This window comes from Aeromicrobium yanjiei, assembly GCF_009649075.1.
GTDB lineage: Bacteria > Actinomycetota > Actinomycetes > Propionibacteriales > Nocardioidaceae > Aeromicrobium > Aeromicrobium yanjiei.
In genome coordinates, this window is record NZ_CP045737.1 from 1,578,748 (window position 1) to 1,605,246 (window position 26,499).

The 26,499-nt window shown below is 70.0% G+C and carries 25 protein-coding genes and 1 pseudogene; 15 read left to right on the forward strand and 11 right to left on the reverse strand.

Going from position 1 to position 26,499, the window contains the following annotated elements:
* The first annotated feature begins 239 nt into the window (after window positions 1-239).
* Window positions 240-662 carry an SRPBCC family protein gene (locus GEV26_RS07825; RefSeq protein ID WP_243839019.1) on the forward strand — a complete coding sequence of 141 codons (423 nt, stop codon included), beginning with the start codon at window positions 240-242 and terminating at the stop codon, window positions 660-662.
* On the opposite strand, the gene GEV26_RS07830 is transcribed toward GEV26_RS07825, so the two are convergent.
* From GEV26_RS07830 to GEV26_RS07845, 4 genes and pseudogenes are all read right to left on the reverse strand, one after another.
* Window positions 655-831 (reverse strand): hypothetical protein, encoded by a 177-nt coding sequence (locus tag GEV26_RS07830; protein WP_153652550.1) that lies wholly within the window; start codon window positions 829-831, stop codon window positions 655-657. The genes GEV26_RS07825 and GEV26_RS07830 overlap by 8 nt on opposite strands.
* 78 nt (window positions 832-909) lie before the next feature.
* Complete coding sequence (locus tag GEV26_RS07835; RefSeq protein ID WP_153652551.1) at window positions 910-1,176, reverse strand: hypothetical protein; 267 nt, start codon at window positions 1,174-1,176, stop codon at window positions 910-912.
* Window positions 1,177-1,352: 176 nt separating this feature from the next.
* Window positions 1,353-1,415, reverse strand: a pseudogene (locus tag GEV26_RS18225) (DUF202 domain-containing protein); the annotation flags it as partial.
* A 262-nt stretch (window positions 1,416-1,677) separates the two neighbouring features.
* Entirely contained in the window at window positions 1,678-2,331 is a 654-nt protein-coding gene (locus GEV26_RS07845) for an MBL fold metallo-hydrolase (protein ID WP_153652552.1), read from the reverse strand.
* A 139-nt stretch (window positions 2,332-2,470) separates the two neighbouring features.
* Here GEV26_RS07845 and uvrA point away from each other — a divergent pair, with 139 nt between their 5' ends.
* The 11 genes from uvrA (at window position 2,471) to GEV26_RS07900 (ending at window position 14,845) form a co-directional block, all read left to right on the forward strand.
* Window positions 2,471-5,329: an excinuclease ABC subunit UvrA gene (gene uvrA / locus GEV26_RS07850; RefSeq protein WP_153652553.1), complete on the forward strand. Its 2,859-nt coding sequence runs from the start codon at window positions 2,471-2,473 to the stop codon at window positions 5,327-5,329.
* A 19-nt stretch (window positions 5,330-5,348) separates the two neighbouring features.
* Window positions 5,349-6,302: a DUF808 domain-containing protein gene (locus GEV26_RS07855; RefSeq protein ID WP_153652554.1), complete on the forward strand. Its 954-nt coding sequence runs from the start codon at window positions 5,349-5,351 to the stop codon at window positions 6,300-6,302.
* Window positions 6,303-6,331: 29 nt separating this feature from the next.
* A complete protein-coding gene (uvrC, locus tag GEV26_RS07860) occupies window positions 6,332-8,275 on the forward strand; it encodes an excinuclease ABC subunit UvrC (protein WP_153652555.1) in 1,944 nt (647 codons plus the stop codon).
* Window positions 8,272-9,132 (forward strand): RNase adapter RapZ, encoded by an 861-nt coding sequence (rapZ, locus tag GEV26_RS07865; protein ID WP_153652556.1) that lies wholly within the window; start codon window positions 8,272-8,274, stop codon window positions 9,130-9,132. The genes uvrC and rapZ overlap by 4 nt, the downstream gene beginning before the upstream one ends.
* Entirely contained in the window at window positions 9,129-10,106 is a 978-nt protein-coding gene (locus GEV26_RS07870; protein ID WP_153652557.1) for a gluconeogenesis factor YvcK family protein, read from the forward strand. The genes rapZ and GEV26_RS07870 overlap by 4 nt, the downstream gene beginning before the upstream one ends.
* 39 nt (window positions 10,107-10,145) lie before the next feature.
* Window positions 10,146-11,129 carry a DNA-binding protein WhiA gene (whiA, locus tag GEV26_RS07875; RefSeq protein ID WP_153652558.1) on the forward strand — a complete coding sequence of 328 codons (984 nt, stop codon included), beginning with the start codon at window positions 10,146-10,148 and terminating at the stop codon, window positions 11,127-11,129.
* A 97-nt stretch (window positions 11,130-11,226) separates the two neighbouring features.
* Entirely contained in the window at window positions 11,227-12,231 is a 1,005-nt protein-coding gene (gene gap, locus GEV26_RS07880) for a type I glyceraldehyde-3-phosphate dehydrogenase (RefSeq protein WP_153652559.1), read from the forward strand.
* Between the two features lies 1 nt (window position 12,232).
* Window positions 12,233-13,435 carry a phosphoglycerate kinase gene (locus GEV26_RS07885; RefSeq protein ID WP_153652560.1) on the forward strand — a complete coding sequence of 401 codons (1,203 nt, stop codon included), beginning with the start codon at window positions 12,233-12,235 and terminating at the stop codon, window positions 13,433-13,435.
* A gap of 1 nt (window position 13,436) precedes the next feature.
* Window positions 13,437-14,240, forward strand: a complete 804-nt coding sequence (gene tpiA, locus GEV26_RS07890; RefSeq protein ID WP_153652561.1) for a triose-phosphate isomerase — start codon at window positions 13,437-13,439, stop codon at window positions 14,238-14,240.
* A 15-nt stretch (window positions 14,241-14,255) separates the two neighbouring features.
* On the forward strand, window positions 14,256-14,492 hold the full coding sequence (secG, locus tag GEV26_RS07895) for a preprotein translocase subunit SecG (RefSeq protein WP_108577833.1): 237 nt from the start codon (window positions 14,256-14,258) through the stop codon (window positions 14,490-14,492).
* Window positions 14,492-14,845: an RNA polymerase-binding protein RbpA gene (locus GEV26_RS07900; protein WP_153652562.1), complete on the forward strand. Its 354-nt coding sequence runs from the start codon at window positions 14,492-14,494 to the stop codon at window positions 14,843-14,845. Before secG ends, GEV26_RS07900 begins: the two co-directional genes overlap by 1 nt.
* Here GEV26_RS07900 and pgl read toward each other — a convergent pair.
* Genes pgl through tkt form a run of 6 tightly spaced genes read right to left on the reverse strand, consistent with a single transcriptional unit; the run spans window position 14,835 to window position 22,841 of the window.
* Window positions 14,835-15,539, reverse strand: a complete 705-nt coding sequence (gene pgl / locus GEV26_RS07905; RefSeq protein WP_153652563.1) for a 6-phosphogluconolactonase — start codon at window positions 15,537-15,539, stop codon at window positions 14,835-14,837. The genes GEV26_RS07900 and pgl overlap by 11 nt on opposite strands.
* Window positions 15,536-16,441 (reverse strand): glucose-6-phosphate dehydrogenase assembly protein OpcA, encoded by a 906-nt coding sequence (locus GEV26_RS07910; protein ID WP_153652564.1) that lies wholly within the window; start codon window positions 16,439-16,441, stop codon window positions 15,536-15,538. The genes pgl and GEV26_RS07910 overlap by 4 nt, the downstream gene beginning before the upstream one ends.
* Window positions 16,441-17,967, reverse strand: coding sequence for a glucose-6-phosphate dehydrogenase (gene zwf / locus GEV26_RS07915; protein WP_153652565.1), 1,527 nt, complete (start codon window positions 17,965-17,967; stop codon window positions 16,441-16,443). The genes GEV26_RS07910 and zwf overlap by 1 nt, the downstream gene beginning before the upstream one ends.
* Window positions 17,964-19,541: a glucose-6-phosphate isomerase gene (locus GEV26_RS07920; RefSeq protein WP_153652566.1), complete on the reverse strand. Its 1,578-nt coding sequence runs from the start codon at window positions 19,539-19,541 to the stop codon at window positions 17,964-17,966. Before GEV26_RS07920 ends, zwf begins: the two co-directional genes overlap by 4 nt.
* 4 nt (window positions 19,542-19,545) lie before the next feature.
* Window positions 19,546-20,634, reverse strand: coding sequence for a transaldolase (gene tal, locus GEV26_RS07925; protein WP_153652567.1), 1,089 nt, complete (start codon window positions 20,632-20,634; stop codon window positions 19,546-19,548).
* 32 nt (window positions 20,635-20,666) lie between these two features.
* On the reverse strand, window positions 20,667-22,841 hold the full coding sequence (tkt, locus tag GEV26_RS07930) for a transketolase (protein ID WP_153652568.1): 2,175 nt from the start codon (window positions 22,839-22,841) through the stop codon (window positions 20,667-20,669).
* 87 nt (window positions 22,842-22,928) lie between these two features.
* Here tkt and GEV26_RS07935 point away from each other — a divergent pair, with 87 nt between their 5' ends.
* Window positions 22,929-23,870 (forward strand): heme o synthase, encoded by a 942-nt coding sequence (locus GEV26_RS07935; RefSeq protein ID WP_153652569.1) that lies wholly within the window; start codon window positions 22,929-22,931, stop codon window positions 23,868-23,870.
* Window positions 23,871-23,877: 7 nt separating this feature from the next.
* Window positions 23,878-25,368 (forward strand): GNAT family N-acetyltransferase, encoded by a 1,491-nt coding sequence (locus tag GEV26_RS07940; protein WP_153652570.1) that lies wholly within the window; start codon window positions 23,878-23,880, stop codon window positions 25,366-25,368.
* On the opposite strand, the gene GEV26_RS07945 is transcribed toward GEV26_RS07940, so the two are convergent.
* Window positions 25,358-26,035 carry a DUF6989 domain-containing protein gene (locus GEV26_RS07945; RefSeq protein WP_153652571.1) on the reverse strand — a complete coding sequence of 226 codons (678 nt, stop codon included), beginning with the start codon at window positions 26,033-26,035 and terminating at the stop codon, window positions 25,358-25,360. The two genes, GEV26_RS07940 and GEV26_RS07945, sit on opposite strands and share 11 nt — an antisense overlap.
* Window positions 26,036-26,134: 99 nt before the next feature.
* Between GEV26_RS07945 and GEV26_RS07950 the strand changes: the two genes are divergently transcribed.
* Complete coding sequence (locus GEV26_RS07950; RefSeq protein ID WP_153652572.1) at window positions 26,135-26,497, forward strand: DUF1330 domain-containing protein; 363 nt, start codon at window positions 26,135-26,137, stop codon at window positions 26,495-26,497.
* Window positions 26,498-26,499 lie beyond the last annotated feature (2 nt).

The window sequence follows — 26,499 nt, forward strand, 5'->3', positions numbered from 1 at the left end:
CCATGAGTTCGACACCAAGCCACAGCACCTGGGTGCAGGGCCTGCGCTTTGGGCTGCTCGGGGTCCTCGTCAGTAGTGCCGCCCTGCTCGTTGGCGTTCTCGAGGACAACTCGGGCCAGGCGGTGTTCAGCGCTGTCTGGCTGGGACTGATGCTGGTCTTCGTCGGAGCATGCTTCTACCTTGGCCGTCGTCCGGGGTAGAAGCTCTATATGAACCGCGGCGGGTCCTACCGTGGGGTGATGGCCCCCATGACGTACGAGTCCCGGCACATCGCCCGCACGATCGACCGCGACGCGGACACCGTCTACCTCTACGCGTCCGACCCCCGCCACCTGCCCGACTGGGCGGCCGGCCTCAGCACGACCATCTCGCTGGTCGACGGACAGTGGGTCGCGGAGTCCGACCTGGGACGCATCACGGTCGAGCTCGCCGACGACAATCCCTTCGGGGTGCTCGACCACACCGTGGTGCTGCCCGACGGCACCCGCGTCCACAACCCGCTGCGCGTCGTCCCCAACGGCGAGGGCTGCGACGTGGTCTTCAGCCTGTTCCGGCTGCCCGGCGTGGACGAGGCGGCCTTCGAGGCTGACGCCGCAGCCGTCGCCGCTGATCTCGAGACGCTCAAGTCCGTGGTGGAGGCCCTGCCCGAGGAGGTCAGCTGAGCGCCATCCGCAGCGACGTGAGGGCGACGAGCGAGATCAGCACGGCGACGACCGGCGGCAGCGCGCGACTGTAGTCGTTCATCCTGGTACGGCGCAGCGCCTCCCACAGCAGGACGGTCGCGACGCCCGTGAGCACTGCCCATACGAGCCGACCGATGCTCTCCTCCACCTGACGAACGTACGGGCCTCGACACCCGCGGCACCCGGGTCGGAAGGCCCGCGTGATCGACGCCGGTCCGCACGACGCCTAGTCCGAAGCCCTGCGCCGTGCGGCGAACCGGTAGCCCATGGCGGCGGCGGCCAACAGCGTCCCGAGCCACCCGGCCGACCAGCCCAGGACCTCGCGCGTCGTGAGCACGACGAACGAGCCGCCCATGGATATTGAATCGCTCTCCGGCGCATACGCGAACCACCCGTACTCGCTGACTTGCCCGCTGTCGGAGGTGAGGACGAGGACGATCCCGACCGCGAGGAGCAACCCGGCTGCGATGAACAATGTCCGTGGAGAGCGCATGCGGACATACTGACGCAAGGCCTCTTGGAGGTGTGGACGAACGACCGGCTGTCAGGCCGCGAACAGGTGGATCAGCTCGAGCGTGGCTGCCAGCGCGGTCGGTCCGAGCACGGACCAGGTGTGCTTGGCCAACGCGGCCACGAGCGCGAACAGGGCGAGCGCGGCTCGAGGGCGACTCCGGCCGCGAGGACAGCGACCGCGGTGCGGACCCAGGCCAGGAAGGTGCGTTCGTTGGCCAGGCTGGAGCTGTAGTCGGGATCGTCCCCCTGGCCGTAGACCCAGTGCGGCCGGCGCTCGCTTCTCTCACGCGTCCAGCCAGTGTCACCCCTGCGGCAGCGTCAGTCCCGGGGCGAACGGCCCGACCGACGATGAGGGTTTCCGGCAGTCCCAGCAGCCCCTAGCCCTCATCCTTCGTCCGCACCGGCACGGACGATGAGGGTTTCCGGCAGCCGGCGCTGCCCAAAACCCTCATCGTCGGTCCGCCCTCGGGGCCGGCGGGGGTCACCAGCCGCGGGCGCGCCACTCGGCGAGGTGGGGGCGCTCGGCGCCGAGCGTGGTGTCGTGGCCGTGGCCGGGATAGACGTGGGTGTCGTCGGGGTACGCGCCGAAGATCTTGGTCTCGACCTCGTCGATGAGGGTCGTGAAGTCGTCGGGCGACCAGGTCTTGCCGACCCCGCCGGGGAACAGGGAGTCACCGGTGAACAGGTGGACGATCCCGTCGGGGTCGTCGTACGCGAGGACGATCGAGCCGGGGGTGTGACCCGCGACCTCGATGACCTCGAGCTCGCAGGAGCCGACCCGGACGCGGGCGCCGGTCTGGACGCGGACGTCGACCGGCACGGGCAGCTCGTCGGCGTCGCGCTCGCCGGCGACGGTCTCGGCGCCGGTCCGCTCGACGACGGTCGCGAGGGCCTGCCAGTGGTCGCCGTGGCGGTGGGTCGTGACGACCCGCGCCAGCCCGTCGGGGCCGATCAGCTCGAGCAGTCGCTCGTACTCGGCCGCGGCATCGATCAGCACCTGCTCGCCGGTCAGGACGCAGCGCAGCAGATAGGCGTTGTTGTTCATCTCGCCCACGGCGATCTTGGTGATCATCAGGTCGCCCGCGACCTGCACGTCGGCGGGACCGCCGACCTCGACTTCTCCGGTGTACGTCATGGCGCAAGCCTGCCAGAGCCCGCGCACACGGCGTGTGACCAGTGCGACCCCCGTCCTCGGAAGGAAACTGTCGGATGCCGTCGTTACGATGACGAGGGGCAGAGTTCTGCCCACTACCACGACCTTTACAGGGGAACCAGTGACCGATCGCCTCGTCATCCGCGGCGCACGAGAGCACAACCTCAAGGACGTCTCGCTCGACCTCCCGCGTGACTCGCTCATTGTCTTCACGGGTCTCTCGGGCTCGGGCAAGTCCTCGCTGGCGTTCGACACGATCTTCGCCGAGGGACAGCGACGCTACGTCGAGTCGCTGTCCGCGTACGCGCGTCAGTTCCTCGGGCAGATGGACAAGCCCGACGTCGACTTCATCGAGGGCCTGTCCCCGGCCGTCTCGATCGACCAGAAGTCCACGAGCCGCAACCCGCGCTCGACCGTCGGCACGATCACCGAGGTCTACGACTATCTCCGCCTGCTCTACGCCCGTGCGGGCCGCGCCCACTGCCCCCAGTGCGGCGAGCCCATCGCCCGGCAGACCCCGCAGCAGATCGTCGACCGCATCCTGGCCGGCGAGGAAGGCACCCGCTTCCAGGTGCTCGCACCGGTCATCCGCGGTCGCAAGGGGGAGTACCTCGAGCTGTTCCGTCAGCTGCAGACGCAGGGCTTCAGCCGCACGATCGTCGACGGCGAGGTGCACATGCTCGCCGACGAGCCGCCCAAGCTGGCCAAGCAGAAGAAGCACACGATCGACGTCGTGGTCGACCGGCTGCAGGTCAAGAAGTCCCAGCAGCAGCGGCTGACCGAGTCCATCGAGACGGCGCTCGGACTCGCCGACGGGCTGGTGATCATCGACTACGTCGACCTGGACCCCAAGGACGAGAACCGCACGCGCCGCTTCTCCGAGAAGCTCGCGTGCCCCAACGACCACCCGCTCGAGGTCGACGAGCTCGAGCCGCGCTCGTTCTCGTTCAACGCGCCGTTCGGTGCGTGCCCCGAGTGCCACGGACTCGGCACGCGCATGGAGGTCGACCCCGAGCTGGTCGTCCCCGACGACGCGAAGTCGCTCAACGAGGGTGCGGTCGTGCCGTGGGCGTCCGCCCATGTCGCCGACTACTACTCCCGCCTGATCGGCGCGCTCGCCGACGAGCTGGGATTCAGCGCCGACACGCCGTGGGGCGATCTGTCCGACGAGGTCAAGGACGCGATCCTGCGCGGCCACTCGACCAAGGTCCACGTCCGCTACAAGAACCGCTACGGCCGCGTCCGCTCCTACTACACCGAGTTCGAGGGCGCGATCACCTACATCGAGCGCCGCCACGCGGAGACCGAGTCCGACACCAGCAAGGAGCGCCTCGAGGGCTTCATGCGCGAGGTGCCGTGCCGGGTCTGCAACGGCACCCGTCTGCGCCCCGTGATCCTCGCGGTGACCCTCAACTCCACCGAGTACGGCCCCAAGAACATCGCCGAGGTGTGCGCGATGTCGATCTCCGAGGCCGCCGACTACCTCAAGACGCTGGAGATGAGCGATCGGGAGCGCCAGATCGGCGAGCAGGTGCTCAAGGAGATCAACGAGCGGCTCCGGTTCCTGCTCGACGTCGGCCTCGACTACCTCGCGCTCGACCGTGCCGCGGGCACCCTGTCCGGCGGCGAGGCGCAGCGCATCCGCCTGGCGACGCAGATCGGCGCGGGCCTGGTGGGCGTCCTGTACGTCCTGGACGAGCCGTCGATCGGCCTGCACCAGCGCGACAACCAGCGCCTCATCGAGACGCTCGTACGCCTGCGCGACCTCGGCAACACGCTGATCGTCGTCGAGCACGACGAGGACACGATCCGGGCGGCCGACTGGGCCGTCGACATCGGCCCGGGCGCCGGCGAGCACGGAGGCCAGGTCATCGTCTCCGGCCCGGTCAAGGAGCTCTACGAGAGCAAGGACTCGCTGACCGGTCAGTACCTGTCGGGCCGCAAGTCGATCCCGTTGCCGGAGAAGCGGCGCAAGCGGGTCAAGGGCCGCGAGCTGAGGGTGCGCGGGGCCAAGGAGAACAACCTGCGCAACATCGACGTGACGTTCCCGCTGGGCATGCTCGTCGCGGTCACGGGTGTCTCGGGCTCCGGCAAGTCCACGCTGGTCAACGACATCCTCTACACCCAGCTCGCCCGCACGGTCTACGGCGCGCGGACGATCCCGGGCCGGCACCGCGCGATCGACGGCCTCGACCAGATCGACAAGGTCATCCACGTCGACCAGTCGCCGATCGGGCGCACGCCGCGGTCCAACCCGGCGACGTACACCGGCGTCTTCGACCACGTCCGCAAGCTGTTCGCGCAGACGCCCGAGGCCAAGATGCGCGGCTACCAGCAGGGCCGGTTCTCGTTCAACGTCAAGGGCGGACGCTGCGAGGCGTGCTCGGGCGACGGCACGATCAAGATCGAGATGAACTTCCTGCCCGACGTCTACGTCCCGTGCGAGGTCTGCCACGGCGCCCGCTACAACCGCGAGACGCTCGAGGTGCACTACAAGGGCAAGTCGATCGCCGACGTGCTCGACATGCCGATCGAGGAGGCCGTCGACTTCTTCGAGGCGCACAACGTCATCGCCCGTCACCTGCGCACCCTGGTCGAGGTCGGCCTCGGCTACGTCCGCCTCGGCCAGCCGGCCACGACGCTGTCCGGTGGCGAGTCCCAGCGGGTCAAGCTGTCGGCCGAGCTGCAGAAGCGGTCGACGGGCCGGACGGTCTACGTCCTGGACGAGCCCACGACCGGACTGCACTTCGAGGACATCCGCAAGCTGCTGGGCGTCCTGCAGCGCATCGTCGACACGGGCAACTCGGTCATCGTGATCGAGCACAACCTGGACGTCATCAAGACGTCCGACTGGGTGCTCGACATGGGTCCCGAGGGGGGCAGCGGCGGTGGCCTGCTGGTCGCCGAGGGCACGCCCGAGGACATCGCGAAGAGCCCCGAGAGCCACACCGGACGGTTCCTGAAGCCCCTGCTCGGCTGAGTGCCGGTAGATTGTCCACATGGCCGGCGGAATATTTGCACTGCTCGACGACGTGGCCGCGATCGCACGGATCGCGGCCGCGTCCATCGATGACGTCGGCGCTGCCGCCGGACGCGCCAGCGTCAAGGCCGCCGGCGTCGTCGTCGACGACACCGCGGTCACCCCGCAGTACGTCCAGGGGGTCGCGGCCAAGCGCGAGCTGCCGATCATCAAGAAGATCGCGATCGGCTCGCTGCGCAACAAGATCCTGTTCATCCTGCCTGCGGCGCTGCTGCTGAGCCAGTTCCTGCCCTGGCTGCTCACCCCGCTGCTGATGGTCGGCGGCACCTATCTGTGCTTCGAGGGCGCCGAGAAGATCTGGGAGCGCATCAGCGGCCACCACGAGGCCGAGGTCGAGGAGGCCAGCACCGAGCTGGACCCCGAGCACGAGGCCACGATGGTCTCCGGCGCGATCCGCACCGACTTCATCCTGTCGGGCGAGATCATGGTCATCGCGCTCAACGAGGTCACCGACGAGCCGTTCGTGGCCCGCGCAGCGATCCTGCTGGTCGTCGCGATCGCGATCACCCTGCTCGTCTACGGCGTGGTCGCCCTGATCGTCAAGATGGACGATGTGGGCGTGCACCTCACGCAGCGGTCGAGCGCGCTGCTCCAGCGGGTCGGTCACGGCCTGGTGAAGTTCATGCCGGTGCTGCTCGCGATCATCTCGACGGTCGGCATCGCGGCGATGGTCTGGGTCGGCGGCCACATCATCCTGGTCGGCGTCGACGACCTAGGCTTCCACCCGCCGTACGACTTCGTGCACCACCTCGAGGAGGACGTGCACCACGCGATGGGCGCATTCGGCGCGGTCGCCGGCTGGCTCACCAACACCGTCGCGTCCGCCCTGATCGGCCTGGTCTGGGGCGCGATCGTCGTCGCGATCTGGCACGTCATCCCTCGTCCGGGCAAGCACGCGACCGACCACGCCTGACTGTCACCGCCGGGCCGTAGGCTTGGGGGGTGGCAGATCCAGCAAGCTATCGTCCGGCGCCGGGGGAGATCCCCACCGAACCGGGGGTCTACCGCTTCAGGGACGCCGAGCGCCGGGTCATCTACGTCGGCAAGGCCAAGTCCCTGCGGCCGCGACTGAGCTCGTACTTCCAGGACATCACCAACCTGCACCCGCGGACGCAGCAGATGGTGATGACCGCGTCGTCGGTCGAGTGGACCGTCGTCAGCACCGAGGTCGAGGCCCTCGCGCTGGAGTACTCCTGGATCAAGGAGTTCGACCCTCGCTTCAACGTCAAGTACCGCGACGACAAGTCCTATCCCTGGCTGGCGGTCACGGTCAGCGAGGAGTTCCCGCGGGTGACCGTCATGCGCGGCGCCCAGCGCAAGGGCGTGCGCTACTTCGGCCCCTACGGTCACGCGTGGGCGATCCGCGACACCGTCGACACCCTCCTGCGCGTGTTCCCGATGCGGTCGTGCTCGGCAGGCGTGTTCCGCCGGGCCAAGGCGATCGGCCGCCCGTGCCTGCTCGGTGACATCGGCAAGTGCGCCGCCCCGTGCGTCGGGCGGGTCAGCCCCGAGGAGCACCGCGAGATCGTCAACGACTTCCTGGCCTTCATGGGCGGGCAGACCGCCGGCTTCACCAAGCGCATCGAGACCAAGATGCTGGAGGCGTCCGCCCGCGAGGAGTACGAGCTCGCGGCCAAGCTGCGCGACGACCTCGGCGCCCTGCGACGGGTGCTGGAGAAGCAGACCGTGGTGCTCGGCGACGGCACCGACGCGGACGTCCTGGGCTTCGTCGAGGACCCGCTCGAGGTCGCGGTGCAGATCTTCTCGGTGCGCGGTGGACGCATCCGCGGCCAGCGCGGCTGGGTCGCGGAGAAGTCCGACGAGGCCGAGTTCCCCGAGCTCGTGCAGCGCGCGCTCATGACGCTCTACCAGGACGCGGCACCCTCGGCGATCCCGCGCGAGGTGCTGGTCCCGGAGATGCCGCTCGACGCGAGCACCATCACCGAGCTGCTGAGCGAGCGCCGGGAGGGGCCGGTGCGTATCCGCGTCCCGCAGCGGGGCGACAAGCGCGCGCTGATGGAGACCGTGACGCAGAACGCCAAGCAGTCGCTCATGCGCCACAAGATGAAGCGCACGTCCGACCTGACGGCGCGCAGCCTCGCGCTCGAGGAGATCCAGGAGGCGCTCGATCTCGAGACCGCCCCGCTGCGCATCGAGTGCTACGACATCTCCAACCTCGGTGCGACCGAGACCGTGGCGTCGATGGTCGTGTTCGAGGACGGCCTGCCCCGCAAGTCCGAGTACCGCAGGTTCACGATCCGCAACGAGGGGCAGAGCGACGTCGCCGCGATGCACGAGGTGATCACACGGCGCTTCACCCAGCTGCTCCGGGCGCGCGACGAGAACGACGACGACGGCCCCGGCATCGACCCCGAGACCGGCAAGCCGCGACGTTTCGCCTACAAGCCGTCCCTGGTCGTGGTCGACGGCGGCCCCCCGCAGGTCGCGGCGGCGCACCAGGCGATGCAGGAGCTGGGCGTCACTGACGTCGCCCTCGTGGGTCTGGCCAAGCGGCTCGAGGAGGTCTGGCTGCCCGAGGACGAGGACCCCGTGATCCTGCCGCGCACCAGCGAGGGTCTCTACCTGCTGCAGCGGCTGCGCGACGAGGCCCACCGCTTCGCGATCACCCACCACCGTGGCCGGCGCAGCAAGTCGATGATCGAGAGCGTGCTCGACCCCGTCGCGGGCCTCGGCCCGACCCGTCGCAAGGCGCTGCTCAAGACGTTCGGGTCGGTCAAGAAGCTGCGGTCCGCGACGGCCGAGGAGATCGCGACCGTCCCCGGTATCGGCCCGGCTACGGCACAATCCATCGTGGAGGCGCTCGCGACCGGTGAGAGCGCACCGACCATCAACACGGCGACCGGCGAGATCCTGGAGGACAGTTGACCACCCTCAGCCAGCTGGTGCTGGTCACCGGCATGACCGGTGCCGGCCGCGGCTCCGCCGCGAAGGTCCTGGAGAAGCTCGACTACTACGTCATCGACAACCTGCCGCCGTCGCTGCTGCACGGCGCGGTCGACACGGTCCAGAAGTCGGGCATCGCCCGGCTCGCGGTCGTCGTGGACGCGCGCTCGCGACAGTTCTTCGGTGAGCTCATGGAGGCGCTGGAGTCGCTGCGCGAGGTCGGCGTGGACACCCGGATCCTCTATCTCGAGGCGTCCGACGAGGTGCTGGTGCGTCGCCAGGAGGCCGCGCGGCGCCCGCACCCGCTCAGCCTGGAGGGGCGCCTGCTCGACGGCTTCGAGCGCGAGCGCGAGCTGCTTCGCCAGCTGCGTGGGCGCGCCGACATCGTGGTCGACACGACCAATCTCAACGTCCACCAGCTCGGCCAGCGGGTCCACGCGGCGTTCGAGGACGCCGACTCCGGCGGCCTGCGGGCCTCGGTGGTGTCGTTCGGCTTCAAGTACGGCATCCCGATCGACGCCGACATGGTCGCCGACCTGCGCTTCCTGCCCAATCCCTACTGGATCGACGAGCTGCGCCCACTGAGCGGCCTCGACACCCCCGTGAGCGACTACGTCCTGACGCAGCCGCGGGCCGAGGAGTTCCTCGAGCAGTACGAACGGCTCGTGGCCCTGCTGACCGACGGCTACCTGCGCGAGGACAAGCACTTCCTGACGATCGCGATCGGCTGCACCGGGGGGCGCCACCGCAGCGTGGCGATGTCCGAGGCGTTCGCCGAGCGGCTGCGGTCCCACGGCGTCCGCACCTTGGTGGTGCACCGCGACCTGGGGCGCGAGTGATCCCGCGGACTCCGCGCCCGGCGCGCCCCGAGCGTTTCGACGGTGACCTCAAGGTCGTCTCGCTCGGCGGTGGGCACGGGCTGGCCGCGAGCCTCTCGGCGCTGCGCCGGCTGACGACCGAGCTCACGGGCGTCGTCACAGTGGCCGACAACGGCGGCTCGTCGGGTCGTCTGCGCGAGGAGCTGGGCGGGCTGCCGCCGGGCGACCTGCGCATGGCCCTCGCGGCGCTCTGCGGCGACGACGACTGGGGACGCACGTGGGCGAGCGTCCTGCAGCACCGTTTCTCCAGCGGCGGCCCCCTCAACGGTCACGCGGTCGGCAACCTGCTGATCGCGGCCCTGTGGGACCAGCACGACCACGTGGCGGGCCTCGACCTCGTGGGTGACCTGCTGGGTGCTCAGGGACGGGTGCTGCCGATGGCCTCGGTCCCGCTCGACATCGAGGCCGACGTCCGCCTGACCTCTGACCCCGACCGGCTGACCATCGTCCGCGGCCAGGTCCAGGTCGCGAGCGTCGACGGGCAGGTCGTCACGGTGCGGCTCGACCCGAGCGACCCGCCGGCCTGCCCGCAGGCGGTCGAGGCCGTCGAGGTGGCCGACTGGGTCGTCGTGGGGCCGGGCTCGTGGTTCACCAGCGTGATGCCCACCCTGTTGGTGCCCGAGCTGCGGGACGCCCTGATCTCGACGCCGGCGCGCCGCGTCCTGGTGCTCAACCTCACCGAGCAGGACGGCGAGACCGAGGGCCTGAGCCCCACCGACCACCTGGAGGTGCTGGCCGCCCACGCACCCGAGCTGAGACTCGATGCGGTCATCGCCGACACGAGCCTCGTTGACATGCGTGGCACGCTGGAGGCGGCTGCCCGGGGCCTCGGCGCGACGCTGTTCGTGTCGGACCTCGCGGTGACCCCCGGCTCCGACCAGCACGACCCCGCGTCCCTTGCAGCCGCATTCGGACACGTCATGAGGCAGGCGTAAAGTGACCATTTTCCCGACGACCCAAAGGGGACCCGCTGCATGGCGATGACGGCACAGGTGAAGGCCGAGCTGGCCAACACCTCGATCACCAAGTCGTGCTGCCGCAAGGCCGAGGTCTCCTCGATCCTCCGGTTCTCCGGTGGGCTCCACATCGTCTCGGGCCGCATCGTGGTCGAGGCCGAGGTCGACACCGGGGCGGCGGCGCGTCGGCTCCGCAAGGACATCGCCGAGATCTACGGCCACGACAGCGAGATCCTCGTGGTGCAGAACGCCGGCATCCGCAAGGACACCCACTACGTCGTCCGGGTCTCCAAGGACGGTGAGGCGCTCGCCCGCCAGACCGGCCTGATCGACGGCAGCGGTCGTCCGATCCGCGGCCTCCCGCCGCAGGTGGTCTCCGGATCGTCGTGCGACGCCGTGGCCGCGTGGCGTGGCTCGTTCCTGGCCCACGGCTCGCTCACCGAGCCCGGACGCTCGTCGGCGCTCGAGGTGAGCTGCCCGAGCCCGGAGGCCGCCCTGGCCCTGGTCGGCGCTGCCCGCCGTGTCGGCATCAGCGCCAAGGCGCGTGAGGTCCGCGGCATCGACCGGGTCGTCATCCGCGACGGAGAGGCCATCGGCGCCCTGCTGACGCGCCTCGGGGCACACGAGTCCCTGCTGGCCTGGGAGGAGCGACGCATGCGCCGCGAGGTGCGCGCGACGGCCAACCGGCTGGCCAACTTCGACGACGCCAACCTGCGCCGCTCGGCCCGTGCCGCCGTCGCAGCCGGCGCCCGTGCGCAGCGCGCGCTGGAGATCCTGGGCGACGAGGTGCCCGACCACCTCAAGATGGCCGGCACCCTGCGCGTCGAGCACCGCCAGGCGAGCCTCGAGGAGCTCGGTCAGCTGCACGAGCCGGCGCTCACGAAGGACGCGATCGCAGGCCGTATCCGCCGTCTCCTGGCCATGGCCGACAAGCGTGCCGAGGACCTCGGCATCCCCGACACCGAGTCGAGCCTCGGCGACGACAACCTCGGCATCGACTGACTGCCTGTCCGGTGCGTGGAGGTGACTCGCCGGTAGCGCTGGGTTCTCGGTAGGGTGGTGACGTTAGCCACCCCCTTCCGCAGGAGAGCTGTTTCCCGTGACCGTACGCGTAGGCATCAATGGATTTGGCCGCATCGGCCGCAACTTCTTCCGCGCGGCCCGTGCCGCCGGGGCCGACATCGAGATCGTCGCCGTCAACGACCTGACGGACAACAAGACTCTCGCCCACCTGCTGAAGTACGACTCGATCCTCGGCCGCCTCGACGCCGACGTCACGTACGACGAAACGTCGATCTACGTCGGCGAGCAGAAGATCGTCGCCTTCGAGGAGCGCGACCCGGCCAAGCTCGACTGGGCCAGCGTCGGCGTCGACATCGTCATCGAGTCGACCGGCTTCTTCACCGACGCGACCAAGGCGAAGGCGCACATCGACGGCGGTGCGAAGAAGGTCATCATCTCCGCCCCGGCGAAGAACGAGGACGTCACGATCGTCATGGGCGTCAACCACGAGCTCTACGACCCGGCCGCCCACACGGTGATCTCCAACGCGTCGTGCACGACCAACTGCCTCGCTCCGATGGCCAAGGCGCTCAACGACGCGCTCGGCATCGAGAAGGGCCTGATGACCACGATCCACGCGTACACGCAGGACCAGAACCTGCAGGACGCCCCGCACAGCGACCTGCGTCGTGCGCGCGCCGCCAACCTCAGCATCATCCCCACCTCGACCGGTGCCGCCAAGGCCGTGAGCCTCGTGCTCCCCGAGCTCAAGGGCAAGCTCGACGGCTACGCGCTGCGCGTCCCCGTGCCGACCGGCTCGGCGACCGACCTGACGTTCACCGCCTCGCGCGAGACGACGGTCGAAGAGGTCAACCAGATCGTCAAGGATGCCGCTGAGGGCGCCATGAAGGGCTTCCTGGTCTACACCGAGGACCCGATCGTGTCGGCCGACATCGTCACCGACCCCGCGTCCTGCATCTTCGACTCGGGCCTGACCAAGGTCATCGGCGACCAGGTCAAGGTCGTCGGCTGGTACGACAACGAGTGGGGCTACTCCAACCGCCTGGCCGACCTCGTCGTCCACGTCGGCGCCTCCCTCTGACGTGCGGACCGTCTCGGACCTCGGTGACCTGCGCGGCAAGCGCGTCCTCGTCCGCAGTGACCTGAACGTGCCCCTCGACGGCACGACGATCACGGACGACGGGCGCGTCCGCGCGAGCGTCCCGACCATCAAGTCCCTGGCTGACGCAGGTGCGCGCGTCCTCGTGACCGCGCACCTGGGTCGGCCCAAGGGTGCGCCCGACGCGGCGTACTCGCTGGCTCCCGTGGCGGCTCGGCTGGCCGAGCTGCTCGGTGCGCCGGTCGAGTTCGCGGGCGACACCGTCGGCCCGGAGGCCCAGCGGGTCTCCGCGGGGCTCCGGGACGGTCAGGTCGCGGTGCTCGAGAACGTCCGCTTCAACGCGGGCGAGACGAGCAAGGACGACGCCGAGCGTGGCGCGTTCGCCGATCAGCTCGCCGCGCTGGCCGACGTGTTCGTCTCCGACGGTTTCGGGGTCGTCCACCGCAAGCAGGCCAGCGTCTACGACGTCGCGACCCGGCTCCCCGCCGCGGTCGGCGGTCTCGTCGAGGCCGAGGTCACGGTCCTCAAGCGGCTCACCGAGTCGCCCGAACGTCCCTACACCGTCGTGCTGGGCGGCTCGAAGGTCTCCGACAAGCTCGGGGTCATCGACAACCTGCTCGACAAGGCCGACCACCTCCTGATCGGCGGCGGCATGGTCTTCACCTTCCTCAAGGCCCAGGGCCACGAGGTGGGCACGTCCCTGCTCGAGGAGGACCAGCTCGAGGTGGCCCGCGGCTACATCGAGCAGGCCAAGGCGCAGGGCGTCACGCTCCTGCTGCCGACCGACATCGTCGTGGCACCCGAGTTCAAGGACGCCGGCGCCACGGTCGTCGCGGCCGACGCGATCCCGGCCGATCAGCTCGGTCTGGACATCGGCCCGGACTCGGCCGCAGCGTTCGCCGAGGTCATCCGCGGCTCCCGCACGGTCTTCTGGAACGGCCCGATGGGCGTGTTCGAGATGGCGTCGTTCGCAGCCGGCACCAAGGCCGTCGCGCAGGCGTTGACCGAGGTCGACGGGCTGTCGGTCGTCGGCGGCGGCGACTCGGCCGCGGCCGTGCGCCAGCTGGGCTTCGCAGACGACCAGTTCGGTCACATCTCCACCGGCGGCGGCGCCTCGCTCGAGTACCTCGAGGGCAAGACGCTCCCCGGCCTCGCCATCCTCGATCAGCAGAGCGAAGGGAACTGACATGGCCTCCGCCCGTACGCCGCTCATGGCCGGCAACTGGAAGTCCAACCTCGACCACCAGGAGGCGCTGGTCCTCGTCCAGAAGCTCGCGTGGACGCTGCAGGACAAGAAGCACGACTACGACAAGGCCGAGGTCGTCGTGGTCCCGCCGTTCACCGATCTGCGCAGCGTCCAGACGCTCGTCGACGGCGATCACCTGTCGATCCGCTACGGCGCGCAGGACGTGTCCGAGCACGACGGCGGCGCCTACACCGGTGAGGTCACCGCGGCGATGCTCGCCAAGCTCGGCTGCTCGTACGTCGTGGTCGGCCACTCCGAGCGCCGCGAGTACCACGGCGAGACCGATCAGCAGGTCAACGTCAAGGCCACCAAGGCACTCGGCGCGGGCATGAGCCCGATCGTGTGCGTGGGCGAGGGCCTCGAGGTCCGCCAGTCCGGTCAGCACGTCGCCTACACACTCGACCAGGTCGACGGCTCGCTCGCGGGCCTGACCGCCGAGCAGATGGCCGACGTGGTCATCGCGTACGAGCCCGTGTGGGCCATCGGGACCGGCGAGGTGGCCACTCCCGAGGACGCTCAGGAGGTCTGTGCGGCCATCCGTGGGCGTGTCGAGGAGACCTGGTCGTCGGAGGTGGCCGCCGCAACGCGTATTCTTTACGGCGGATCGGTGAAAGCGGCGAACATCGCCGCCATCATGGCCAAGTCGGACGTCGACGGGGCCCTGGTTGGCGGAGCAAGCCTCCAGGCTGAGGAGTTCGCCGCGATCGCCCGGTTCTATGCCATGCCGGACCTGTCCGGCGCCTGACAACGAAGGCCCAACGTGATTCTGACGTTTTCCATCCTCCTCGCGATCAGCAGCCTGCTGATGATCGTGCTGGTCCTCATGCACAAGGGCCGCGGAGGTGGCCTCTCCGACATGTTCGGCGGAGGCGTCTCCAGCTCCCTTGGAGGATCCTCGGTCGCTGAGCGCAACCTCGACCGCATCACGGTCGGTATCGCAGTCGTCTGGGTCGTGTGCATCTTCGCACTCGGCCTGCTCCTGAAGGTGAGTAACTAGTGGCAGCAGGTGCAATCCGGGGAAGCCGTATCGGCTCCGGTCCCATGGGCGAGGCTGAGCGTGGCGAAGCCGCCCCGCGACAGTTCGTGACGTTCTTCTGCATCAACAACCACACGACGGAGCTGCAGTTCGCGATCGAGGCCGAGGTGCCGGAGTCGTGGGACTGCCCGCGCTGCGGCATGCCGGCCAGCGTCGACGCCGACAAGCGTCCGACGGCCAAGAAGATCGAGCCCTACAAGACTCATCTGGCCTACGTCAAGGAGCGTCGCTCCGAGACTGAGGCCGACGAGATCCTCAAGGAAGCCGTCGACATGCTGCGCAGCAAGCGCAAGTCGGGCGAGATCATCTTCTGACGATCAGCGCGGACGCGGGCACGTCGACCAGCCACACGGTCTCGGCGAGGCCCTGCACGCCGGATGCCGGGGTGTCCTCGATCGTGCCGTCGGCGTGGGCGCGGGCAACCGCCTCGGCCTTGCCCTCGCCGGCGACGATCAGCCACACGCTCTGCGCGTTGCGCAGGGCCGGATAGGTCAGCGAGATGCGCTCGGGCGGCGGCTTGGGGGAGTCGAGGACCTCGACGGCCAGGCGCTTGGTCTCGTGCACCTGCGGGTGACCGGGGAACAGCGAGGCGATGTGGCCGTCGGGTCCCACCCCGAGCAGCACGAGGTCGAACGGCTCGCCGGGCAGCTCCGCGGCGTACCGGTCGGCGGCCTCGCCGATCGCGAGTCCGCCGTCGGCCGCCGGCATCGCGTGGATCCGGTCGGCCGGGACGCCCAGGCGGTCCAGGAACGCGTCCTTGGCCTGCCGGTCGTTGCGGTCGGCATCGCCGGCCGGCACGAACCGCTCGTCGCCCCAGTAGAAGTCCACGTCGGTCCAGTCGACGTCGCCGCCGCTGATCTGCTCGTACGCGTCGATCGCGATCGTGCCGCCGGTGAGCACGATGGTGGGCGTACGTCCCTCGCGCTGGACCTCGGCGACCTTGTCGGTGATGCGTTGGGCAATGACGGCCGCGAGCTCTTCCGCAGTCGGCCAGACCTCTGTGGTCATACGTCCTCCTCGAGCATGTACTGGATGGTCTGGGCATAGACCTCGTCCGCGTCGAGGCGGCGCAGGTCCTCGGCGAGCAGCTCGGCCAGGGTGCGGGCACCCAGCGGCACCTCGCGCGGCGACGAGCCCGGGACGCTGAAGTGGCAGGACACGGAGTCGACCCGCTCGATCAGCACATCGCCCTCGGCGGTGTGCAGCACCACCGACGCGATCTGTGGGGTGTCGATGCGCTTGCGCTTGATCGGGACCTTTAGCCTGCTCTCGAGCCACGACACGAGCAGGAGCGCGACCGGGTTGCCGGTGCCGGCGGTCACCGTGCCGCCGGTGACGGTGCCAGTGGTCTGGTCGAGCGCCGCGGCGAGCAGGGCGCGCCACGGGGTCGAGCGCGTCCACGACAGGTCGGTGTCACCCGGCTGATAGGCCCGCGCCACGGCCTTGAGCGAACGGATCGGCGAGTCCGTGGCCTCGGCGTCGGTGAGGCGTCGTCGGGCGAGCCGGCCGATCGCGTCGGCGGACGGGTTCGACGGGGGCTTTCCGGGCCACCACACCACGACGGGGGAGTCGGGCAGCAGCAGGGGCAGGACGACGGACTCCGCGTGCTTGGTCAGCTCGCCGGAGATGCGTAGCAGGATCGACTCGCCGGAGGAGCTCTCGCCGACGCGCACCTTGGCGTCGAGCTTTGCCCCGCCGCGGCCGTCGCCGATGATCACGCCGATCACGCGCGAGGGGTGCTCGCGCGACAGGGTGGTCGCGGTCTTGAGCGCCTCGCTGACGTTCTCGTCGTCGGTCACGACCAGCAGCGTCAGCACCATGTCCATCGCGGGACTGCCCGCAGCCGACCGGGCCTTGACGAGCGCGCGGGCGATCTGCGAGGAGTTGGTGTCGGTGAGTGCGATCTCCATCAGGGACGCCTCCAGGTGCGGCCGTCGCGGGCCATCATGGCATCGGCGGACGGGGGGCCCCAGGTGCCGGCCGGGTAGGTGTCGATCTCCTTGTCCTGCTTCCAGTGCGCGATGACCGGATCGAGGATCTTCCAGGACAGCTCGACCTCCTCGTGCTGCGGGAACAGCGGCGGATCGCCGAGCAGCACGTCGAGGATGAGTCGTTCGTACGCCTCGGGGCTGCTCTCGACGAACGCACCGCCGTAGGCGAAGTCCATGTTGACGTCACGGATTTCCATCGTGGTGCCAGGCACCTTGGCGCCGAACCGCAGCGTGACGCCCTCGTCGGGCTGGATGCGCATGACCAGGGCGTTCTGGCCGAGCTCCTCCACGTCGTTCTTGTTGAACGGCTGGTGGGGCGCGCGCTTGAACACGACCGCGACCTCGGTGACGCGTCGTCCGAGACGCTTGCCGGTGCGCAGGTAGAACGGGACCCCGGCCCAGCGTCGGGTCGACACGTCGACCCGGATCGCGGCGTACGTCTCGGCGCGGGAGCCCTCGTGGACGCCCTCCTCCTCGAGGTAGCCGCGCACCTTCTCGCCACCGGCCCACCCGGCGACGTACTGCGCCTGCGCGGTGTGCAGGTCCATGCGGGCCGGGGGACGGGCGTTGGCGAGGATCTTCTGCTTCTCCAGGCGGAGGCTCGAGGCGTTGAACGAGACCGGCTCCTCCATTGCGATGAGGGCCATGAGCTGCAGCAGGTGGTTCTGGATCACGTCGCGTGCGGCGCCGATGCTGTCGTAGTAGCCGGCCCGCGAGCCGATGCCAATGTCCTCGGCCATCGTGATCTGCACGTGGTCGACGTAGTGGTTGTTCCAGATCGGCTCGAACATCCCGTTGGCGAAGCGGAAGGCCAGGATGTTCTGGACCGTCTCCTTGCCGAGGTAGTGGTCGATGCGGAAGACCGACTCCCGCGAGAACACGTCGCCCACCATGCGGTTGAGCTCGACCGCGGAGGCGAGGTCGTGCCCGAACGGCTTCTCGATCACGACCCGGCGCCAGCCCTTGGACGACTCGGCGAGGCCGTGCTTCTTGATCTGCGACACCACGACGGGGAACAGGCTCGGCGGGATCGACAGGTAGAAGGCGTGGTTGCCGCCCGTGCCCTGCTGGTCGTCGAGCTCCTTCATGGTGTCGGCGAGCCGGTCCCACGCGTCGTCGTCGTCGAACTCACCCGGCACGAAGCGGATGCCCGCCGCGAGCTGCTTCCAGACGGTCTCGCTCCAGGGGGTGCGGGCACCCTCCTTGGCGGCCTTCTTGATCATCTGGGCGAACGTGCCGTCCTTGAAGTCGGCCCGGGCGAAGCCGACCAGGGCGAACCCCGGGGGCAGGAGCCCGCGGTTGGCCAGGTCGTACACGGCCGGGATGAGCTTCTTCTTGGCCAGGTCGCCCGTGACACCGAACAGGATCAGGCTGCACGGCCCGGCGATGCGGGGGAGACGACGATCGGTGGGGTCGCGCAGAGGGTTGACGTGCTCCGCCGTCATGCCAGCAGCTCCCGGATGGTCGCGAGCCCGGCGGGGACGTCGTGCAGGTGCAGCCGCAGGACGGGACGCCCGTGGTCACGCAGCACTGCGGCGTCGCCGGCGGCCTGCGAGTCGATGAACGAGCCGAAGGTGAAGTCGCGACCGGCGATCGCGAGATCCTCCTCGGGCGTCCCGGTGACCTGCAGGAACACACCGTTGGGGGTGCCGCCCTTGTGGTACTGACCCGTCGAGTGCAGGAAGCGCGGACCCCAGCCGAATGTCACCGGGCGGGCAAGCCGCTCGGCCGCGACCTCGCGGACGCCCGCGAAGTCGGCGTAGGCGATGCGGTCGAGGTAGACCTGGATCGCGAGGTAGCCGTGGTCGAGGTCGACCTGGCCAAGCAGCTCCTGCACCGCCTCGGTGAGGGACGAGCCCGAGCCGTAGACGTCGATGCCGTTCTCGGAGAAGTCGGGGTCGGGCACGCTGCCGCTGCCGCTCAGCAGCTCGCGGGCGGCCTTCTTGGCGCTCTCGACGTCGGGCTGGTCGAACGGGTCGATGCCGATGAGCCGGCCGGCCACGGCGACCGCGACCTCCCACAGCAGCATCTGCGCACCGAGATCGCCCTGCAGATCGGCCGAGAAGCCGGACTGCGCCTCGGGCGGTCCGTCGCCGCCGATCGTGACCAGGATCGAGTCGGGGGTGCTCGGGTTGAAGTTGGTCGCGTTCTCGAACGGGACCACGACCGGCAGGACGCCCTTGCCGAGCTTGCCGGTCGACTCCGCGACGAGCTGCTCGATCCAGTCGCCCACACCATGGCGGGTCTGGTCGGAGATCACGAGCTTGTCGACCCGGTGCTGGTTGGCCACGCCGAGCAGGACACCCAGGCGCAGGGCGGGGTTGTCGGCGCTGTCGGAGTAGAGCAGCTTCTCCTCGGTCTCGGCGCTGGACAGCAGCGCGCCGATGTCGACACCGGCCAGGCCGCTCGGCACGAGACCGAAGGCGGTCAGCGCCGAATAGCGTCCGCCGACGTGCGGATCGGCCCGGAAGACGCGGTAGCCGGTCTCGGTCGCCTCCTCGTCGAGCGGGGAGCCGGGGTCGGTCACCACGATGATCCGCTCGAGCGGGTCGATGCCGGCCTCGGTGAACGCCTGCTCGTACGCCCGGCGCTGGCTGTCGGTCTCGACCGTGCCACCGGACTTGCTGGACACGACCACGACGGACCGGTCGAGCCGGTCGGCGATCGCGGCGCGCACCATGTCGGGGTGCGAGGAGTCGAGCACCGTGAGGTCGACGCCCGCCGTGTGGCAGATGACTTCCGGCGCGAGCGAGGACCCGCCCATGCCGCACAGCACGACGTGGTCGAGGCCCCGGGCCACGAGGTCCTCGCGCAAGGCGCTGATCTCGGCGACCAACGGCCGCGACGACTCCGGCAGATGCGTCCAGCTGAGCCGGATGCTGGCCTCGGACTCCGCATCAGGACCCCACAGCGTGGGGTCCTGGGCGTCGATCCGGGAGGCGACCCGATCGGTGATCGCGCTCTGCAGCGCGTCCTCGAACTCGGACTGCGACGGGACAGTGAGCGCGACCCCGATCACGGCCTCAGGCCTTGTCGAGCTCGGCCGACACGGTCTCGAGGAGCTCGTCCCACGAGGCCTCGAACTTCTGCAGGCCCTCGTCCTCGAGGATCTTGACCACCTCGTCGTACGAGACGCCCTCACGCTCGAGCGCGGCGAACGCGTCGCGCGACTCCTCGTACGTGTTGTGCACCCGGTCGCCGAGGACCTCGCCGTGATCGGCGAACGCCTCGAGCGTCTTCTCCGGCATCGTGTTGACCGTGCCGGAGACCACGAGCTCGGACACGTAGAGCGTGTCGGGCAGGTTGGGGTCCTTGACGCCCGTGGACGCCCACAGCGGACGCTGCGGGTTGGCGCCCTTCGAGACCAGGGCCCTGAAGCGGTCGGAGCCGAAGATCTCCTCGTACGCCTCGAAGGCGAGGCGGGCGTTGGCGAGCGCGGCGGTGCCACGCAGCGGGCTGTCCTCGGGCAGACGACGGTCGACCTCGGTGTCGACGCGGCTGATGAAGAACGAGGCGACCGAGTGGATCGTCGACAGGTCACGGCCGGCGGCCGCGGCCTGCTCGAGGCCCTCGAGGTAGGCGTCCATCACGCCGCGGTAGCGCTCGAGCGAGAAGATCAGGGTCACGTTGACGCTGATGCCCTCGGAGATCGCCGCGGTGATCGCGGGCAGGCCCTCGAGCGTGGCGGGGATCTTGATCATCAGGTTGGGTCGGCCGACCCGCTCCCAGAGGCGGTGAGCGAGCTTGATCGTGCCCTCGGTGTCGCGGGCGAGATCGGGGTCGACCTCGAGCGAGACCCGGCCGTCGAAGCCGTTGCTCGCGTCGTAGACGGGACGCATGATGTCGCAGCCCATCTGCACGTCGGTCGCCGTGAGCTCGAAGACGGTCGTGGCGATGTCGGCGCCGGACTCCTTGAGCTTCTTGACCTGCGGCTCGTACTTCTCACCCTTGGCGAGGGCCGAGGCGAAGATCGACGGGTTGGTGGTGACGCCGACGACACCGGACTCCGCGACCAGCTTGGCCAGGTTGCCGGACTCGATGCGCTCGCGGGACAGGTCGTCGAGCCAGACGGATACTCCGGCGTCGGCGAGGGCCTTGAGACGGTCGTTCATGTGTGCTCCTTCGTGACGAAGATGGCAGCGCGTCAGTGGGTGGGCGCGTCTGAGTTGTCACCCGGACCGACAGGTCCTGCCGGACGGGCGTGGAACGGTGCGACGGGCTCGCCCGCAGCAGCGGCGATCGAGTCCTTGGCAGCTGCGACGACGGCCTCGGCGGTGATGCCGAAGGCGTTGTACAGGGTCGTGTAGTCGGCCGAGGCCCCGTAGTGCTCGAGGCTGACGATGCGGCCGGCGTCGCCGACCACGTCACGCCAGCCGAAGGCCACGCCCGCCTCGACCGAGACGCGTGCCCGCGACGTCGGCGGGACGACCTGGTTGCGGTAGGACTCGTCCTGCTGCTCGAACCACTCACGGCTCGGCATGGAGACGACCCGGGCGGCGATGCCCTCGGCTGCGAGCAGCTCGCGGGCCTTGACCGCGATCTGCACCTCCGAGCCCGTGCCGAACAGGATCACGTCGGGATCGCCCTCGGTGTCGAGCAGGATGTACGCACCCCTCGCCGTGAGGCTCGCCTCGGCGTAGCCGTCGGTGCCGCGGGGGAACGTCGGCAGGTTCTGCCGGCTCAGCGCGAGGGCCGACGGACGATCGGTGTTGCCCATGATCGTGCGCCAGGCCTCGATCGTCTCGTTGGCGTCGGCGGGGCGGATGACATCGAGGCCGGGGATCGCGCGCAGGGCCGCGAGGTGCTCGATCGGCTGGTGCGTCGGCCCGTCCTCGCCCAGACCGATCGAGTCGTGGGTCCAGACGTACGTGACGGGCAGCTCCTGCAGGGCCGCGAGGCGGACCGCGGGGCGCATGTAGTCGCTGAACACCAGGAACGTGCCGCCGTACGGGCGGGTCAGCCCGTGCTGGACGATGCCGTTCATGATCGCGCCCATCGCGTGCTCGCGGATGCCGAAGTGCAGCACCCGGCCGTACCAGTCGCCCTGGAACTTCTCGGAGGAACGCTCCGGCGGGAGGAAGGACGGCTCGCCCTTGGGGGTCGTGTTGTTGGAGCCGGCCAGGTCGGCCGAGCCGCCCCACAGCTCGGGAAGGCCGGCGACGGCCGCCGACAGGAAGTCACCGGAGGCGACACGCGTCGCGACGCCCTTGGCGTCGGCCTCGTAGACGGGCAGGTCGGCGTCCCAGCCGTCCGGCAGCTCGCGCTTCTTGAGCCGCTCGAGCAGGGCTGCGCGCTCGGGGTTGGCCGAGGTCCAGGCGTCGAGCGACTCCTGCCACGTCTTGCGCTGCTCGGCGGCCCGGTCACGTACGGACTGGGTGTGGGCGATGACCTCGTCGTCGACGATGAACGTCTGGTCGGGATCGAAGCCCAGCAGCTCCTTGGTGGCGCGGATCTCGTCGTCGCCGAGCGCGGAGCCGTGCGATCCGCCGGTGCCCTGGGCGGACGGCGCCGGCCAGGCGATGATCGTGCGCAGCTGGATGAAGCTGGGACGGTCGGTGACGGCCTCCGCGGCCTGGTAGGCGTCCCAGAGTGCCTGGACGTCCTCTTCATAGCCCGTGCCGCCGTTGGTCCAGTCGACGGTCTGGACGTGCCAGCCGTACGCCTCGTAGCGTGCGGCGACGTCCTCGGTGAAGGCGATGTTGGTGTCGTCCTCGATCGAGATCCGGTTGTCGTCCCACAGCAGCGTCAGGTTGCCCAGCTGCTGGGTGCCGGCGAGCGAGGAGGCCTCGGCCGAGACGCCCTCCTCGAGGTCGCCGTCGGAGCAGATCGCGTAGACGTGGTGGTCGAACGGGCTCTCGCCGGGCGCGGCGTCGGGGTCGAGCAGTCCGCGCTCGCGGCGGGCCGCCATCGCGAAGCCCACGGCGTTCGCGACGCCCTGGCCCAGCGGACCGGTCGTCACCTCGACGCCGGGGGTGTGGTTGTACTCGGGGTGTCCGGGGGTCTGGCTGCCCCACGTGCGGAGGCTCTTCAGGTCGTCCAGCGTCATCGAGTAGCCCGCGAGGTAGAGCTGGATGTACTGCGTCAGGCTCGAGTGGCCGCACGACAGCACGAACCGGTCACGGCCGGCCCAGTGCGGATCTGTCGGGTCGTGGCGCATGACCTTCTGGTAGAGCAGGTACGCCGCCGGCGCCAGGCTCATGGCCGTGCCGGGGTGGCCGTTGCCCACCTTCTGCACAGCGTCGGCGGCCAGCAGGCGGACAGTGTCCACGGCCTTCTTGTCGAGGTCGGTCCACTCCAGCGCGGGGGTTCCGGACGTCACAGCGGTGGCTCCTGATCGTCGTTCGTGAGACTTGGAAGACGGGCGTCGAAGCCCGTCACGCCGAGCCTACTCGCGTCCATTAGACTGATGCACGTGACTGCCGTAGATGTGAACTCCGCCAGCCATGCTGACGTACCCACATCGCCGCAGTTCAGCGATGTCGTCAAGGGCTACGTCGCACTGACCAAGCCGCGGATCATCGAGCTGCTGCTCCTGACCACCGTGCCGGTGATGTTCCTGGCCGAGCAGGGCGTGCCCTCGCTGTGGCTCGTGCTCGCGACGTTCGTCGGCGGTGCGCTGTCCGCGGGCAGCGCCAACGCGCTCAACTGCGTCGTGGACGCCGACGTCGACCAGCTCATGCGGCGCACGTCGCGCCGTCCGCTGGCCCGCCACCAGATCCCGACCCGCAATGCGCTGATCTTCGGCCTCGTCCTCGGTGTCGTGTCGACCGCGATGCTGGGCTTCTGGGTCAACTGGCTGTCGGCGGGCCTCGCGCTCGCGGCCAACGTGTTCTACGTCGTCGGCTACACCATGATCCTCAAGCGCCGCACCACCCAGAACATCGTCTGGGGCGGAGCGGCCGGCTGCTTCCCGGCCGTGATCGGCTGGACCGCCGTGACCAACGAGCTGGCGCTCGCGCCGTTCGTCCTCTTCCTGGTGATCTTCTTCTGGACGCCGCCGCACTTCTGGTCGCTCGCGATGCGCTACCGCGAGGACTACTCCGCGGCCAGCATCCCGATGCTGCCGTCTGTCGTCGGATCGGCCGAGGTGGCCCGCCAGATCGTCATCTACACGTGGGTCATGGTCGGCACCTCGCTGCTGCTGTGGCCGCTCGCGACGGGCTGGTTCTACCCCGCGGTCGCGATCGTGCTCGGCATCGTGTTCATCGTCGAGGCGTACGACCTGAAGTCCCGCGCTCAGGACACCGAGGAGCTGTCGGTCATCAAGCCGATGCGACTGTTCCACTACAGCAACGCCTATCTCGCGCTGTTGTTCGTCGCCGCCGCGATCGATCCCTTCCTGCGCTAGGGCGCCGGTGATCCGGCAGCTGGGGCCCGACGACTGGGCCGTCTGGCGTGCCCTGCGCGGCCGCTCGCTGAGCGAGGACCGTGCCGCGTTCTCCGCGTCCACCACGATGTGGACCGGTGACGACGACACCGAGGAGCGCTGGCGCGGGCGCGTCGCTGACGGCCCGTGCTTCATCGCGTACGAGGACGAGCAGCCGGTAGGGATGGTCGCCGGCCAGCTTGCCGGGGAGACCGCCTCCCTCACGTCGATGTGGGTCGCCCCCGAGGTCCGCGGACGCGGGGTGGGCGCCGAGCTCGTCTCGGCGGTCGTGCGATGGGCCGCGGGCCGCGAGCTGTCGTTGCGCGTGATCGACGGCAACACCGCGGCCGTCTCGACGTACGAGGCCGCGGGCTTCGTGCTGCAGGACGGCGTCGACGACGAGGGCTGCCGGCGCATGGTGCGTCCCACGCTGCCGCACCGGTTGGTGCAGCCCCCGGCCGCGAGCGCGACGGTGGCGTGGCTGCGGCGGGCCCGCCGGGTCGGGCTGCGCGGGGTGCTCGCCGACCTCAACCGGAGCGGACGCCACGTCGACGTGCCGGCCGAGGCCGCGGCGTACGGGATGGCCTGGCAGCGCACCGACGAGGACACCCAGCGGTGGTTCCCCCAGGGGATCACGACCTCCGCGGACGCCTACGGACCTGAGCCGAGCGGCGGCACGTACGAGGGGCACGACGTGGTGCTCGCGAGCTGGTACGGGCACGGGCGCATCGGTCGTCGGCTCGGCGCGCGCATCTCGGTGATCGACTGGCACGACGACGAGCCGCCCCGCTACCGCCACGTGCTGCTGGTCGAGCCGCGCCGGCTGGGGCCGCTGCACCGGCTGCGCCGCGTGAGGGTCCACGCGGGCGGCATCGTCTGGTACGGCGACCACCTGTTCGTTGCCGGCAGCTCGGCGGGTCTGCGCGTCTTCCGTCTCGACGACGTCGTGCGGGTCCGCAACCGGCTGCGCACCGGCGGCTACCGCTACGTCCTGCCCCAGCGGACGGTCTACGCCGCGGAGCACGACGGCGACGCCGGGCCGATGACGTACTCCTTCCTGTCCCTGGACCGCGGCGGCGTCGGCGACGACCATCTCGTGGCGGGGGAGTACGGCCGCAAGGGCGGCAGCCACCGGCTCATCAGCTATGCGATCGACGGTGACACGGGCCTGCTGCGCAGCGACGGCAGCGGACGTGCCCAGCCCACCGAGATGCACGAGCGCCAGGTGGCCCGCATGCAGGGCGCGGTCGTCGCGGACGGGCGCTGGGTGCTCACCTCGAGCAACGGCGAGGGCCTGCCCGGGGACCTGTGGATCGGCCGGCCGGGACGGTTCACCCGTCACCGCGGCGTCCTGCCGACGGGTCCGGAGGACATCACCTGGCTCCCGCAGCGGCGCCAGCTCTGGTCGCTCACGGAGTGGCCCGGCCGCCGGTGGGTCTACGCGATCGAGGCTGACCGCTGGTTCGCCCTCAGGCGGTGAGGCGCCAGCCGGCGACGTCGATCAGGAAGTGCGAGAGCACGAGCGCGCCGATGTAGAACGTGGACACCGCGAGCGCCGCCGCCACGCGGTGGACGAGGTCGAGGCGGCGGGTCGCCCGGAACGCCACCGCGGTCGCCCACCCCAGCGCGGCCTCGGCCGGCAGCACGTACACCGCCACGCCCGCGAACCGGTGCGTGTCGCCGGTGGGCTCCCACAGGCCGAGCCCCGGCGCAGCCAGCTCGGCGCCGAAGAAGATCGCGGTGGCCAGCACCGCGGCGACGGCGGGTCGTCCTCCGCTCAGGGCGACCGCCGCGAACAGGGGAGCCACCCACATGCCGGCCATCGCCAGCGGGATGACGTCGTCGACGCGCACCCCGCCCGTGTCGGGGAAGCGCAGCGTGCCGATCAGATCGGCTAGCACCCAGTCGGGCAGCAGCTGGAACACCGAGACCGCCACCAGGAACGAGGCGAGCGCCTCGAGATCGCGGGCACCCGCACGCCGGCACGCTGCCCGCAGGGCGAAGACATAGGCGACGACCGTGACCAGGACGCCCCAACCCTTCGCGGGGGCGTCCAGCGAGAGCACGACGGCACCGGCGACGGCGAGGGCGACGTGGACGCCCAGGACCGGCGCGAGGCTCGATCGGGACGCGGTGAGGGTGGGCACAGACGAACCGTAGGTGGTCAGCGTGTCAGCCCGGGAAGGTGACCGCTGGTTCGGGCACGATGGGCGTCCCAGCGACGAGCGCAGCACCGAGGAGACAGCATGAGCGTGGACCCGACCGGCAACGACCTGAAGCGCTATCTCGCCGAGGACGAGGGCGGCCCGGTCGTGATGCTGAACCTTCTGCGGTTCGCGCCGGACGGCCGCCCGTCCTACGACCAGTACGCCCGCGAGATCGGCCCGCACTTGCAGAAGGTCGGCGCCCGCGTGGTCTACATCGGCGACACCTCAACCGCGCTGGTCGCTCCCGACGGATTCGACTGGGACGCCGTGCTGCTGGTGGAGTACCCGACCCGCGCCGCGTTCAGCGCGATGGTCGCGGACCCCGACTACCAGCGCATCACCCACCTGCGCACCGAGGCGCTGTCGGAGGCGGTCCTGCAGGCCACGACGCCGCGCCGCTGACG